Raw genomic sequence first — 13,171 nt, forward strand, 5'->3', positions numbered from 1 at the left:
GCGACATTGCCCATGCCGGTGGCCGGCGACTGGTTGCGGCCGCCGTAGACGCGCGACGGGTTCTCGCCGCAGGCCATCTTCAGGCCGTAGGGCGCGCCCGGCATCTTCATGCCCTGCATGGTCACCGACGGCACATTGCGCACGGTCACGCCGCGCCCGCCGAACAGATTGGCCGAACCGGGCAGGATCTGGAGCGTGGTCACCCCGCCCGCCCGCGCCTGGTTGAAGCCGGGGTCCTGCGGCCACAGCGAATGCTCGGCCCAGACCTGGGCCGTGTTCGGGCTGGTCGCCTCGTTTCCGTCGCTCATCCCCGACACGCCCGGCGAGGGATAGACGCCGAGGTGGCTGTGCACGTCGATGATGCCCGGGGTCACGAACCGCCCGCGCGCGTCCACCACGCGGTGACCGCCGGGGACCGGGGTCGAGGCGTCGCCGACCGCAGCCACCTTGCCGTCGGTGACGATGACCACGCCGTTCTCGATCTTCCGGCCCGCGCCGTCGAAGACCGTTCCGCCGACGATGGCCATGTTCTCGCGCGGCAGGCCGCGATAGGTCGAGGGGAAGGGATCGGGGTTGGCCGCATGGTCCAGCCCCCGCGCCATCGGCTCGCGCGCCTCGTCGGACGCGTTGTCCGCGGAGGGCGTGTCGTCGCCCCCGGTGGTGGCGCAGGCCGTCAGGGCCAGAGAGCCCGCCAGCACGCAGGCGAGGACGGCGAGGCTGGAACCCCGCAAGGCGTGAAGTCTCATCAAACGCTCCCCTTGTACGCCCGACCCGGGAGCGGTGGCGTACGTCGGGGCGGATTACAAAAGGCTCCGGACCGCCGCGTCAAAGCCGGAAACATTACAAACCCGTAAGGCGGGATCGCATCTCGTCGTTCGACAGGCTGGCGACCTCGATCATCTTGGTTCGAGACTGTCCGCCGCGCTGGATGGCCAACGCCGATTTCGGCGCGCCCAGCGCCCTGGCCAGCAGTTTGATCAGGGCGTCGTTGGCCTCGCCCTCGACCGGCCGGGCGCGCACCCGGACCTTGAGAACCGGGCGCCCGTCGGCGTCCACATCCCAGCCGTCGATGCGATCGGTCGACGCTCCTGGCGTGAGGCGGACGGCGAGGTTGGCCATGGCCATGGAAGACCAGACGGGCGGCCGGATTTCAACGTCGCGTTCGCGACCCCTTGCATATCGGCGATCCACGCTTTAATACTGCACCATATGGTTCAGTATAATACAGCCCGCCTCAACACCTCGTTTGCCGCGCTGTCGGACGCCACCCGACGCGGCGTGCTGGAGCAGCTCGGACGTTCGGACGCATCGATCACGGAGCTTGCCGACAAATTCCACATGACGCTCACGGGCATGAAGAAACACGTCGGCGTCCTGGAGCATGCCGGGTTCGTCACGACGGAGAAGGTCGGGCGGGTCCGAACCTGCAAGCTCGGCCTGCGCAAGCTCGAGGAAGAGGCCGCATGGATAGAGACCTACCGCCAACTCTGGGCCGCCCGTTTCGACGCGTTGGACGGGGTTATCGAGGACCTGAAGCTCAAGGAGAAAACCGATGACTAACCCCACGACGATTGAACGGACGTCGGAGCGAGAACTCGTCGTTACGCGCGTCTTCAACGGGCCGCCGCGCCTTGTGTTCGAAGCCTGGACCCGGCCCGAGCTGATGAAGCTGTGGTGGGCGCCGAAGTCGATCGGCGTGCCCCTGCTGTCCTGCGAGATGGACGTTCGCGCCGGAGGCGGCTACCGCCTCGAGTTCGGGCACGACCCTTCGCAGTCGATGGCGTTCGTCGGCAGATACCTCGAAGTGGTTCCGCCCTCGCGCCTCGTCTGGACGAATGAGGAAGCCGACGACGGCGCCGTGACCACGGTGACCTTCGAGGACAGGGACGGCAGGACGCTGTTGACCGTCCACGAACTCTATCCCTCGAAGGAAGCCCTCGACGCCGGCCACGGGGCCGAGGAAGGGATGCCCGAACAGTTCGAACAGCTGGACGAACTGCTTCTCACACTCGGCGCGGACGCGTGACGTCACGGACGCCGCATCCGGCCGGACTCTCGCTTCGGCCGCTGAGCCTGGCCGACGCGCCCCCCGTCCTCGCCCTCATGCGCAGGGCCGAGGGCGGCCTTGGCCGCCTTCCCGACGAGATGGACCTTCCGTGGATGGAGGAGGCGCTCGCGGGCGCCCTGGCTGGCGGACTCGCCATCGGCGCCTGGGAGGGATCGCGGCTGGCGGGGATGATCAAGGCCAGCCGCATGCCGTCCGTCCAGTTCCAGCACGTGCTCTGGGACCTGACGGTCGCGGTGGACCCCGGGTCACAAGGCCGGGGCGTGGGCCACAGCCTGTTTTCCGGGTTTCTGGCCAGGGCGGCGACCCTGACGCCGCGCGTCGAACGCGTGGAGCTCGTCGTCAGGGAAGGCCTGTCGCACGCCATCCGCCTCTACGAGCGGGTCGGCTTCCGGCAGGAGGGGCGCTTCGAACGCCGTTTCCGGCTTCCCGACGGAACCTGTGAGGCCGATCTTCCAATGGCTCTGCTCATGGCGCCGCGCCCGTAGGGCCCTCCTCCCCGGTTCCCTTCCATGAAAAAGGGCGCGGACCCGAAGGCGCCGCGCCCTGTCTCGATCCGTCTGGTCGGACTCTACCCCAGCGCCTTCATCAGTTCCGGCACCACGACCTTGTAGTCCCCGACGATGCCGTAGTCCGCGACCTGGAAGATCGGGGCGTCGGCGTCCTTGTTGATGGCCACGATGACCTTGGAGTCCTTCATCCCGGCCAGGTGCTGGATGGCGCCCGAGATGCCGATGGCGATGTAGAGGGCGGGGGCCACCACCTTGCCGGTCTGGCCGACCTGATAGTCGTTGGGCGCATAGCCGGCGTCGACCGCAGCGCGCGAGGCGCCGACGGCGGCGCCAAGCTTGTCGGCCAGCGGGTCCATGACGGCGTGGAATTCCTCGGCCGAACCCAGGGCCCGGCCGCCCGAGACGATGATCTTGGCCGCGCCCAGTTCCGGACGGTCCGACTTGACCATCTCCTCGCTGACGAAGGCCGCCTTGCCGGCGTCCGCGCCGGCAACGGTCTCGACCTTGGCCGAGCCGCCCTCGCCCGCCGCGGCGAAGCCGGTCGGACGCACCGTGATGACCTTCTTGCCGTCCGACGACTGCACCGTCTCCAGCGCATTGCCGGCGTAGATCGGACGCACGAAGGTGTCGGCGCTGACCACCTCGACGATGTCCGAGATCGCGGCCACATCCAGTTTCGCCGCGATGCGCGGCATGAAATTCTTGCCGTCCATGCTGGCCGGCGAAAGGATGGCGTCATAGCCGCCGGCCAGACCGACGACCGTCGCCTCGACCGCTTCGGCGAGGTGATGGCCCAGACCGGCGGACTCGGCCAGCAGCACCTTGCGAACGCCGGCGATCTTCGCGGCGCTGTCGGCGGCGGCTTTCGCGCCCTGTCCCACGACGAGGATGTCGACGTCCCCGCCGATGGCGGCGGCGGCGGTCACCGTCTTGTGGGTGGTTTCGCGGGCGGTCGAGCCGTCGTGATCGGCGATGACGAGAACGGCCATTACAGGACCCCCGCGGTCTTGAGCTTCGCAACCAGTTCGGCGGCGTCAGCCACCTTGATCCCGGCGGACCGCTTGGGCGGCTCCGTGACTTTCAGCACCTTCAGGCGCGGCGCCGTGTCGACGCCGTAGTCGGCGACCGCCTTGACTGCGATCTCCTTCTTCTTGGCCTTCATGATATTGGGCAGGCTGGCGTAGCGCGGCGTGTTCAGGCGCAGATCCGTGGTCACCACGGCCGGCAGGGTCGCGGAAAGCGTCTGGATGCCGCCGTCGACCTCGCGCGTCACGGTCGCCTTGCCGCCGGCGATCTCGATCTTCGCGGCGAAGGTGGCCTGGGGCCAGTCCAGCATCGCCGCCAGCATCTGGCCGACCGCATTGTTGTCGCCGTCGATGGACTGTTTGCCCATCAGGACCAGGTCCGGCTTTTCCTCGTCGACCACCGCCTTCAGCAGCTTGGCGACGGCCAGCGGCTCGAGATCCGCGTCCGACTGGATCAGGATGCCGCGGTCGGCGCCCATGGCGAGCGCTGTCCGAATGGTCTCCTGCGCCTGGGCGACGCCGATGGAGACGACCACGATCTCGTCGGCGGTGCCGGCGGCGTGGTGCTCCTTGCCTTCCTTCATGCGCACCGCCTCCTCGACGGCGATCTCGCAGAACGGATTCATGCTCATTTTGACGTTGGCCAGGTCGACGCCGGTCTGGTCCGCCTTGACGCGGGCCTTGACGTTGGAGTCGATCACCCGTTTGACGGGGACGAGAACCTTCATTGCGCTATCCACAAAGTCGCCGGAATGTTGGGTCAGGCAATAGGGACGCCGCGCCCGACCTGTCAACGTAACGCCGCGTCAACGCCCTCGTTCGTTTGTCCTCGAAGCCACGGGAATCCGTAGATGAACCGCCTCCTGACCATGAAACGGCTGAGCATCCTGTTTCTCTCGACCTTCGCCGTCCTGATGGTTGGCATGTTCGCCTATGAGAAGCTGGTGGTCGCGCCGGGCGACCGCTGCGAGGCCGGCGGCAAATGGTGGGATCCGGAAGGCCGCACCTGCGCCCAGCCGATCTCCATCGCCGAAATCACCGGCCGGCCCCTTCCGGGCCAGCGCGCCGCCGCCTCGGACGCCAAGAACCGCGAACTGGTGGCCATCGAGGACTCCCTGACCGCCCAGCAGAAGGCCCGGGACGCCGAAGCCGACCGCCAGCGCGCGGCCTTGGCCGCGCAATAGTTCAGCGCGTCCCGCCCGGCTTCCACTTCACGTCGTCCGCCCCGTTGGCGTTGGCCCGACGGGCGGCGACGAACAGATGGTCCGACAACCGGTTCAGATAGCGGATCGACGCCGGCGTCACCGCCTCGCCCGCCTCGGTCAGACGCACCGCCTCGCGCTCGGCCCGGCGCGCCACGGTGCGGGCCAGATGCAGCAGGGCCGACAGGGCCGAGCCGCCCGGCAGGATGAAACTGTCCAGCGGCTTCAGGCTCTCGTTCATCCAGTCGATCTCGGCCTCCAGCCGTTCGACCTGGCTGTCGAGGATGCGCAGCGCCTCCCATTTGGGCGCGGGCTCCAGCGGCGTGGCCAGATCGGCGCCCAGGTCGAACAGTTCGTTCTGGATCCGGCCCAGCATGGCGTCGATGCGGTCGTGCTGGCCTGAATGCAGCCGGGCCGCGCCGATGACGGCGTTCAACTCGTCCACCGCGCCATAGGCCTCGACGCGCGGATTGCTCTTGGACACGGTCGCGCCCGACGCCAGCCGCGTCTGCCCGCCGTCGCCGGTCTTCGTATAGATGCGGTTCAGGACGACCACAGGCTCAGCCCTTCAATTCTCAACCGGCGTGCGTGGTTTTCCACCACATGCCGATGACCAGCAGCACGATCGCCAGCGCCTGCAGCGCCACCCTCAGCCGCATCAGCTTGTTGGAGTGCGACCGCGCGAAATCGCCGCCCCGGTACAGCGAATAGATGCCGAACCCGAGGGTTATGGCCACCGCCGCGATGGCCAGCAGGATCAGGATGTTCAGAACGTCGCCCATGCCGGCAATCTAGGCGACCCCGGGCGGCGAGGCCAGCGCGCCGGACGGCCCCGCGCCAGCTAAGCCGTTGATTCACCAATTCGTGGTTCTCTGAGAGGCTTCGAGGACGCGATGACCGACCGCACGATCCGCAACCTGGCCCACCTGCGGCGGTCCGCCTCGACTGCCCGCGTGCTCAATTTGCTGAACGTCTACAACGAGCATCAGCACGATCCCGACTGGGCGGCGCGCCCGCTTTTCCGGTCTCCCGCTCTCAACCGGGCCCTGATCATCAAACATCGCCTCCGCCGCGACGAGCTGGACCTGTTCCATCTGCGGCGTCAGGTCGCGACCAAGGTGATCCTGCCGATCGACAGCAGCGACCTGAAGACCGGCGGCCATTTCGTCTTTGTCGGCCAGCGCGGCTTCGAGCCGATGATGCAGGAGGCCTTCGGCATCGGGGGCGAACACCCCGACCTCGCCACCCTGACCCTGCTGGACCGGCTGCCCTCCCTCGACCCCTTCCTGCTGCGGGAGCAGCTCAGACGGGCCGGGATCGAACTCGCGCCCTGCTATTTCACGATCAGCGAACACGACATGGAGCGCATGCTCCGTTTCGTCGAGGACGAGATCCGTCCCCTCGTCACGCTCAGCATCGGATACAGCCTTTCGGCCGTGGGCTCGACCCGCCGGCTGGCCGGCCGGATCCTGTCCAGCGATCCGCGCGACCGTATGGAGGCCCTGCGACAGACCCTCCAGCTCGACCCTGGCGAATATGACGAGGGCGTCTTCTGCTGGAAGGGTTTCCTCTACTACAAATGGGTTCTCGGCAGTCTGGCCGCGGAGATCGCCGATGTCGCCGACGCCCTCGGCAAGGTCCGGACCGTGGGCGCCGCCGATCAGGCCGCGCGCGAGTATCTGGACCGCGGCCGGACCGTCCTGCGCGGCCGGATCCAGAAGACCTCGCAGGATGTCGCCCTGACGCTCAGGATATATGACGACGCCTATGCCAGCCTGACCGTGCTCGGCGACCCGAGCGCCTTCCGCGACTTCCTGCTGCGGGCGCCGGGCATGTTCAATCGCCTGGGCGACCAGCTGGGGGCGATCCAGCACATCGTCAGCTTCTGGCGCTTCCGCTTCGGCCCCGGGTCGGCGAACGTCAGCCCGGAAGAGCTGATCGACATCTTCATGGACTTCGAGACGGGCCTGGCGGGTCGCGACGAGGAGCCCGGCACGCTCATCCTTGCGGCCTGACCGGGCATGAAAAAGGCCGGGAACCAAAGTCCCCGGCCTCGTTCAGTTTCGATCTTCGATCAGATCAATAACGGTAGTGTTCCGGCTTGAACGGGCCCTCGGCCGGGACCGAGATGTAGTCGGCCTGTTCCTTCGACAGCGTCGTCAGCTTCGCGCCCAGCTTGCCCAGGTGCAGCATGGCGACCTTTTCATCGAGGTGCTTGGGCAGGGTGTAGACCTGGTTCTCGTAGGATTTGGCGTTGGTCCACAGCTCGATCTGGGCCAGCGTCTGGTTGGTGAAGCTGGCGCTCATCACGAACGACGGGTGGCCCGTGGCGTTGCCCAGGTTCACCAGACGGCCTTCCGACAGCAGGATGATCTTCTTGCCGTCCGGGAACTCGACGTGGTGCACCTGCGGCTTGATCTCGTCCCACTTGAAATTCTTCAGGCCCGCGACCTGGATCTCCGAGTCGAAGTGGCCGATGTTGCAGACGATGGCGTTGTTCTTCATCGCCCGCATGTGCTCGACGGTCAGGACGTCCTTGTTGCCCGTGGCGGTGACGAAGATGTCGGCCTCGCCGGCCACGTCCTCGACGGTGACGACCTCATAGCCTTCCATCGCCGCCTGCAGGGCGCAGATCGGGTCGACTTCGGTGACCTTCACGCGGGCGCCGCCCTGGCGCAGCGATGCGGCCGAACCCTTGCCCACGTCGCCGTAGCCGCAGACCACGGCGACCTTGCCCGACAGCATGACGTCGGTGCCGCGACGGATCGCGTCGACCAGCGATTCACGGCAGCCGTACAGGTTGTCGAACTTGGACTTGGTGACGCTGTCGTTGACGTTGATGGCGGGGAACGGCAGGTCGCCCTTCTTGGCCATTTCGTACAGGCGGTGAACGCCCGTGGTCGTCTCTTCCGACACGCCGCCGATGGCGTCGCGGATCGCCGAATAGAAGCCCGGCTTCTCGGCGATGTAGCGCTTCATCACCTTGTAGAGGGCTTCCTCTTCCTCGTTCTGCGGGTTGTCCAGCAGGGTGCCGTCCTTCTCGGCCTTGGGGCCGAGCACGCACAGCAGGGTGGCGTCGCCGCCGTCGTCGAGGATCAGGTTCGGATAGCCGCCGTCGGCCCATTCGAAGATCTTGTGGGCGTAGTCCCAGTACTCTTCCAGCGTCTCGCCCTTGGTGGCGAAGACGGGGGTGCCGTTGGCGGCGATGGCGGCCGCGGCGTGGTCCTGGGTCGAGAAGATGTTGCACGAGGCCCAGCGGACGTCGGCGCCGAGCGCTTCCAGCGTCTGGATCAGCACGGCGGTCTGGATCGTCATGTGCAGGCTGCCGGCGATACGGGCGCCCTTCAGGATCTGCCGCGCGCCGAATTCCTCGCGCAGGGCCATCAGGCCGGGCATTTCGGTTTCGGCGATGGCGATTTCCTTGTTGCCGAACGGGGCAAGCGAGATGTCGCGGACGATATAGTCGGTCATGAAAGGGCTTTCCGGGGAGACTGTTTGGGCGGCCTATAGACCGGTCCCGGCCCGGGAGCAAGAAACACATAAGGATGTCTTTATGTGTTTCCCGTGAAACCGCGCCCTCGACGTTTCGTGCCGCCGTGGCGGAAAGGAGCGAAACATGTCCGGCCTGCCCCTGACGCGTCGCACGGTCGCCGTGGCCGGACTGGCCGGTCTGGCCGGTCTGGTTGGTCTGGCGTCGCCAGGCCTCGTGCGGGCGCAGGCCCCGCCGTCTTTCACGACCAGCGACCAGCGGCAGGGGCTGCTGATCGTGCCCGTGATGATCAATGATCGCGGCCCCTACGCCTTCGCCATCGACAGCGCCGCCAACACCTCGGTGATCGCCCGGGACCTCGTCGCCGGTCTGATGCTGCCCGACGCGGGAGAGGTGACGATGCACACCCTGGTCGCCGGCGAACGCGCGCCGACCGTGCGGGCCGGGCGGGTGCGAACCGGGGCCCTGAACGCCCGCGACATCCGCCTGGTGGTCGCCGGCCGGCACGGACTGTCGGGGCTGGACGGCCTGCTGGGAACGGACCTCCTGGCCGGTCTCAGGCTGGTGCTGCATTTCGGACGAAGGACCCGGGTGGACGTTACGCGTCCGCGACGATGGGGCGACCACGCGGGGGACGGCCAGAGGCTGAACGCCCGCAGCGCTTCGGCGGGCGAGCAGCGCTTCAATGGCCTGCTGATGATCGACGCCTCCGCCCGGTCCATCCCCTGCAAGGTGATCATCGACACCGGCGCCAGGATGACCGTCATCAACACCGCCCTGGCTCGCGAGGCCGGCGCCCAGCCTCTGGTCCTCCCCGACGGCACGACGGTGAGCCGGGTCCTGTCCCCGACCGGCCGGGACGCCATGGCGGAGGCGATGCTGTTGCCCGAACTCCGGCTGGGCGGAATCAGCCTGACCCGCGTCCCCGTTCTGGTGGGCGATTTCCACACCTTCGCGATCTGGGGTCTGGCCGATCAACCGGCGGCGCTTCTGGGGGTGGATCTGCTGGGACTGTTCCAGACGGTGATCATCGACCTGAAGCGAGGCGAGCTGGTTCTGGACCCATGAGCCTGGCTGGTGTCTATCTGGACCCTGGTTACAGGGGGTATCGATGAAGGCGATGATTGCGGGCGTCCTGGCGGCGCTGATGATGGGCGGGGCAAGCGCGGCGCAGGACGCGGCTGCGGCGGCGGACGGCCCGGTCACCCTGATCCAGGCGGGCCGGCTGCTGGACCGCCCCGGCCAGGCGCCGCGAGGGCCCTCGACGGTCGTTGTACGCGACGGGCGGATCGTCGAGATCCGCGACGGCTTCGTCGACGCCTCCGCCTTCCCCGGCGCCACGGTCATCGACCAGCGCGACCGCTTCGTTCTGCCCGGCCTGATCGACAGCCACGTGCACCTCGTCTCGGACCTCGGCGGCCAGGCGGGCTTCCTGTCGGGGATCACCGAAAACCTGCCGACCCACGCCTACCGCGCGGCCGAGAACGCCCGGAAAACCCTTATGGCCGGCTTCACCACGGTGCGGAATCTGGGCGACGACGGCGGGGTCACCATGGCCCTGCGCGACGCCACGGCCGCCCATAGCCTGCCCGGGCCGCGCATCGTCGACGCCGGGAACAGCATCTCGACCACCTCGGGCCATATGGACGGACGGCTGGGCTTCAACGACGAGCTTCGCGACGACATCCCGCACGACAACGTCTGCAACGGTCCGGAAAGCTGCCGCGAGGCGGTGCGCGTCCAGGTCGGGCGCGGCGCCAATGTCATCAAGATCGCCACGACCGGCGGCGTGAACAGCCGCATCGGCGCCGGCCTCGGCGCCCAGATGTTCGAGGACGAGGCCCGCGCCCTGGTCGACACGGCGCATCTGTACGGCCTCAAGGTCGCCGTCCACGCCCATGGCGCCGACGGGATCAATCTGGCGCTGCGGATGGGCGCGGACTCGATCGAGCACGGCACCATCTTCGACGACGAGACGATCCGCCTGTTCCGGCAGTCGGGGGCCTATTACGTCCCGACCCTGTCGACCGTGAACGGCTATATCGAGCGGCTCGCCGCGGATCCGAACGCCTATCCGCCCGAGGTCCTGCCCAAGATCCGCTGGCGCATATCCATCACCGGCCAGTCGCTGCAGCGGGCGGTTCCGGCGGGGGTGAAGATCGCCTTCGGCACCGACGCGGGCGTATCGAAACACGGGCGCAACGCCGACGAATTCGCCCTGATGGTCCAGCACGGCATGACGCCGATGAGCGCCATCCAGGCCGCCACGGTCAACGCCGCCGACCTGCTGGGCCTGTCGTCCGAGATCGGCACGCTGGAGCCGGGCAAGCGGGCCGATCTCGTCGCCGTGGACGGTGATCCGCTGACCGACGTGACCGTCCTGACCTCGATGGATTTCGTCATGCGCGACGGCCGCGTGTATCGCGACGAGCGGTAAGGCGGCTTGGCGAGGGCGTGGGGCGGAGCTAAGCAGGCGCGCATGACCCATGACCTCGCCACCCCTCGCCACGACTGGACGCTGACCGAGGTCGAGGCGCTGTTCGCCCGGCCCTTCATGGATCTGGTCTATGAGGCCGCGACCGTCCACCGGACCTGGTTCGATCCGTCCGAGGTGCAGAAGAGCCAGCTGCTGTCGATCAAGACCGGCGGCTGCGCCGAGAACTGCGGCTACTGCTCCCAGTCGGCCAGTTTCGATACGGGGCTGAAAGCCGAAAAACTGATGGATGCGACGGCCGTGCTGGCCGAGGCCATGGCGGCCAAGGCCGGCGGCGCCAGCCGCTTCTGCATGGGCGCCGCCTGGCGCGAGCTGAAGGACCGGGACACGCCGAAGCTGGCGACCATGATCGCGGGGGTGAAGGCGCTGGGTCTCGAGACCTGCGCCACCCTCGGCATGCTGACCGCTGATCAGGCGCGCCAGCTGAAGAACGCCGGGCTGGACTACTACAACCACAACCTCGACACCGGCCCGGAATACTACGCCCAGGTGGTGACGACCCGGACGTATCAGGACCGGCTGGACACCCTGCAGCATGTGCGGGACGCCGGCATGGCGACCTGCTGCGGCGGCATTGTCGGCATGGGCGAGGCGCGGCGCGACCGGGCCAGCCTGCTGCATGCGCTGGCGACCCTGCCCGAGCATCCTGACAGCCTGCCGGTCAACGCGCTGGTGCCCGTCACCGGCACGCCCCTGGGCGAGCGGATGCTCGCCGAGGGTCAGATCGATCCGATCGAGTTCGTCCGCACGGTCGCCGTCGCCCGCATTGTCTGCCCGAAGGCGATGGTTCGCCTGTCGGCAGGCCGCGAAACCATGAGCGCCGAGATGCAGGCCCTGTGCTTCCTCGCCGGAGCCAATTCCATCTTCGTCGGCGGCAAGCTGCTGACCACGCCCAATCCCGAACAGGACGAGGACGCGGCCCTGTTCGCCCTGCTGGACCTGAAGCCCATGGAGCCGAAGGCGATAGAGGCAGCGGCGTAACCACGCCTTAAGCGGCCTGTGTCAGGGTCGCCGCATGGAACGCCGCGCCCTCCTCGGACTGAAGTCACAGACGCTGAAGACCAGCGGCGGCTCAAGCGCCCCGCAGACCACCTATCTGCGTCTGCCGACGATCACCGCCAATGTCATCCGCCCCGGCGGCCGGCGCGGCGTCATGACCGTCGAGACCGGAATCGACACCGCTGACGCCGCTCTCCGGGCCCGTGTCGCCCAGTCGGTCCCTCGCCTGCGCGCCGCCTACGCCGTGGTCGTCCAGCAGGCCGCCAGCGCCCTGCTGCCCGGCGCGCCGCCCGACGTCGAACGCCTGGTCGCCCAGCTTCAGACAGCGACCAACGCCACCATGGGCCGGGCGGGCGCACGACTGCTCATCGGCACGGTGATGGTGGCCTAGTCCTTCGTGGGGCTGACCTGGTTCGCATCGCCATAGGTCAGCGCCAGGAAGACGTCTTCCAGATCGGGATCCTCGGTGGTGATGTCGGCGATGGTGACCCCCGCCGCGCGCACGGCGGCCAGCACCTGCTCCACCGATGACTGGCCCTTGCGATAGGTGACCGCGAAGGCGCCGTTGGGACGGGCCACGACCTCGAACCCCTTCAGGGCCGGCAGGCCGTCGAGGTCCCCTTCGGGCGTCACGACGACATTGCGGGTGTCCAGCCGGCGCAGCAGCTGCGGGGTCGGCTCGCAGGCCACGACCTCGCCCCGGTTCATGATGGCGATGGTGTCGCAGAGCTCCTGCGCCTCCTCCAGATAATGGGTGGTCAGCAGCACCGTCACGCCCTCGGCGTTGATGCGCCGGACGTAGTCCCAGAGCTGGCGGCGCAGTTCGACGTCCACCCCCGCCGTGGGTTCGTCGAGGATCAGGATCGGCGGATTGTGGACCAGCGCCTTGGCCACCATCAGCCGCCGCTTCATGCCGCCCGACAGGGCGCGCACATAGGCGTGAGCCTTGTCCGACAGGCCCAGGGCGGCCAGCAGTTCGTCCGAGCGGCGCTCATGGGCGGGCACGCCATAGAAGCCGGCCTGCACCTCAAGCGCCTCGCGCGGGGTGAAGAAGACGTCGGCGACGATTTCCTGCGGCACGACGCCAAGGGCGGCCCGGGCGTCGCGCGGCTGTTTGTCGATATCCCGGTCCCAGATCGAGGCCGAGCCGCCGGTCTTGTTCACCACCCCCGCGAGGATGTTGATCAGGGTCGACTTGCCGGCGCCGTTGGGGCCCAGCAGGCCGAACATCGAGCCGCGCGGAATGACCAGATCGACGCCCCTCAGGGCCGTTTTCGGCGGAGCCTTCTTCGTCCCGGCGTAGGTCTTCTCCAGTCCCCGCACCTCGATGGCGTTGACGGGCAGGGCGTTCGCTTCGGGCATGCAGGCTTTCCGTTGGACTGGT

The 13,171-nt window shown here is 68.0% G+C and carries 16 protein-coding genes and 1 pseudogene; 9 read left to right on the forward strand and 8 right to left on the reverse strand.

Features of this window, described 5'->3' with window-relative positions; translation table 11 throughout:
• Together V6M42_RS06855 and V6M42_RS06860 are read right to left on the reverse strand one after the other, a co-directional pair.
• Positions 1–746: pseudogene (locus V6M42_RS06855) on the reverse strand (amidohydrolase); the annotation flags it as partial.
• Positions 747–840: 94 nt separating this feature from the next.
• On the reverse strand, positions 841–1,125 hold the full coding sequence (locus V6M42_RS06860; protein WP_442880932.1) for a DUF167 domain-containing protein: 285 nt from the start codon (positions 1,123–1,125) through the stop codon (positions 841–843).
• An 84-nt stretch (positions 1,126–1,209) separates the two neighbouring features.
• On the opposite strand from V6M42_RS06860, the gene V6M42_RS06865 reads away from it, so the two are divergent.
• From V6M42_RS06865 to V6M42_RS06875, 3 genes are read left to right on the forward strand one after another with little or no spacing between them, the layout of a single operon-like run.
• Positions 1,210–1,560 (forward strand): ArsR/SmtB family transcription factor, encoded by a 351-nt coding sequence (locus tag V6M42_RS06865; protein WP_332677954.1) that lies wholly within the window; start codon positions 1,210–1,212, stop codon positions 1,558–1,560.
• Positions 1,553–2,026 carry an SRPBCC family protein gene (locus V6M42_RS06870; RefSeq protein WP_332677956.1) on the forward strand — a complete coding sequence of 158 codons (474 nt, stop codon included), beginning with the start codon at positions 1,553–1,555 and terminating at the stop codon, positions 2,024–2,026. Before V6M42_RS06865 ends, V6M42_RS06870 begins: the two co-directional genes overlap by 8 nt.
• Positions 2,023–2,553 carry a GNAT family N-acetyltransferase gene (locus tag V6M42_RS06875; RefSeq protein WP_332677957.1) on the forward strand — a complete coding sequence of 177 codons (531 nt, stop codon included), beginning with the start codon at positions 2,023–2,025 and terminating at the stop codon, positions 2,551–2,553. The genes V6M42_RS06870 and V6M42_RS06875 overlap by 4 nt, the downstream gene beginning before the upstream one ends.
• 83 nt (positions 2,554–2,636) lie before the next feature.
• Here the strand turns inward: V6M42_RS06875 and V6M42_RS06880 are convergent, their stop codons facing one another.
• Both V6M42_RS06880 and V6M42_RS06885 read right to left on the reverse strand, forming a co-directional pair.
• Positions 2,637–3,566: an electron transfer flavoprotein subunit alpha/FixB family protein gene (locus V6M42_RS06880; protein ID WP_332677958.1), complete on the reverse strand. Its 930-nt coding sequence runs from the start codon at positions 3,564–3,566 to the stop codon at positions 2,637–2,639.
• Positions 3,566–4,330: an electron transfer flavoprotein subunit beta/FixA family protein gene (locus V6M42_RS06885; protein WP_332677959.1), complete on the reverse strand. Its 765-nt coding sequence runs from the start codon at positions 4,328–4,330 to the stop codon at positions 3,566–3,568. Before V6M42_RS06885 ends, V6M42_RS06880 begins: the two co-directional genes overlap by 1 nt.
• A 123-nt stretch (positions 4,331–4,453) precedes the next feature.
• Here V6M42_RS06885 and V6M42_RS06890 point away from each other — a divergent pair, with 123 nt between their 5' ends.
• Complete coding sequence (locus V6M42_RS06890) at positions 4,454–4,786, forward strand: hypothetical protein (protein WP_332657844.1); 333 nt, start codon at positions 4,454–4,456, stop codon at positions 4,784–4,786.
• Position 4,787: 1 nt separating this feature from the next.
• Here the strand turns inward: V6M42_RS06890 and V6M42_RS06895 are convergent, their stop codons facing one another.
• Both V6M42_RS06895 and V6M42_RS06900 read right to left on the reverse strand, forming a co-directional pair.
• Positions 4,788–5,360 carry a cob(I)yrinic acid a,c-diamide adenosyltransferase gene (locus tag V6M42_RS06895; RefSeq protein ID WP_332657845.1) on the reverse strand — a complete coding sequence of 191 codons (573 nt, stop codon included), beginning with the start codon at positions 5,358–5,360 and terminating at the stop codon, positions 4,788–4,790.
• Positions 5,361–5,379: 19 nt separating this feature from the next.
• Entirely contained in the window at positions 5,380–5,586 is a 207-nt protein-coding gene (locus tag V6M42_RS06900) for a twin transmembrane helix small protein (protein ID WP_332677960.1), read from the reverse strand.
• A 111-nt stretch (positions 5,587–5,697) separates the two neighbouring features.
• On the opposite strand from V6M42_RS06900, the gene V6M42_RS06905 reads away from it, so the two are divergent.
• The gene (locus V6M42_RS06905; protein ID WP_332657847.1) at positions 5,698–6,819 is read left to right on the forward strand and encodes a hypothetical protein; all 1,122 of its coding nucleotides are present in this window, start codon (positions 5,698–5,700) and stop codon (positions 6,817–6,819) included.
• Positions 6,820–6,883: 64 nt separating this feature from the next.
• On the opposite strand, the gene ahcY is transcribed toward V6M42_RS06905, so the two are convergent.
• Positions 6,884–8,275, reverse strand: a complete 1,392-nt coding sequence (gene ahcY, locus V6M42_RS06910; RefSeq protein ID WP_332657848.1) for an adenosylhomocysteinase — start codon at positions 8,273–8,275, stop codon at positions 6,884–6,886.
• Between the two features lie 145 nt (positions 8,276–8,420).
• On the opposite strand from ahcY, the gene V6M42_RS06915 reads away from it, so the two are divergent.
• Genes V6M42_RS06915 through V6M42_RS06930 form a run of 4 tightly spaced genes read left to right on the forward strand, consistent with a single transcriptional unit; the run spans position 8,421 to position 12,178 of the window.
• Complete coding sequence (locus tag V6M42_RS06915) at positions 8,421–9,362, forward strand: aspartyl protease family protein (protein ID WP_332677961.1); 942 nt, start codon at positions 8,421–8,423, stop codon at positions 9,360–9,362.
• A 43-nt stretch (positions 9,363–9,405) separates the two neighbouring features.
• Positions 9,406–10,731 (forward strand): amidohydrolase family protein, encoded by a 1,326-nt coding sequence (locus tag V6M42_RS06920; protein ID WP_332677962.1) that lies wholly within the window; start codon positions 9,406–9,408, stop codon positions 10,729–10,731.
• A 42-nt stretch (positions 10,732–10,773) separates the two neighbouring features.
• Positions 10,774–11,769 carry a biotin synthase BioB gene (gene bioB, locus V6M42_RS06925; protein WP_332677964.1) on the forward strand — a complete coding sequence of 332 codons (996 nt, stop codon included), beginning with the start codon at positions 10,774–10,776 and terminating at the stop codon, positions 11,767–11,769.
• Positions 11,770–11,803: 34 nt separating this feature from the next.
• The gene (locus tag V6M42_RS06930) at positions 11,804–12,178 is read left to right on the forward strand and encodes a Tat pathway signal protein (RefSeq protein WP_332657852.1); all 375 of its coding nucleotides are present in this window, start codon (positions 11,804–11,806) and stop codon (positions 12,176–12,178) included.
• On the opposite strand, the gene V6M42_RS06935 is transcribed toward V6M42_RS06930, so the two are convergent.
• Entirely contained in the window at positions 12,175–13,149 is a 975-nt protein-coding gene (locus V6M42_RS06935; RefSeq protein ID WP_332657853.1) for an ABC transporter ATP-binding protein, read from the reverse strand. The two genes, V6M42_RS06930 and V6M42_RS06935, sit on opposite strands and share 4 nt — an antisense overlap.
• Positions 13,150–13,171 lie beyond the last annotated feature (22 nt).

It is taken from the genome of Brevundimonas sp. (genome assembly GCF_036677305.1).
Classification (GTDB): Bacteria; Pseudomonadota; Alphaproteobacteria; order Caulobacterales; family Caulobacteraceae; genus Brevundimonas.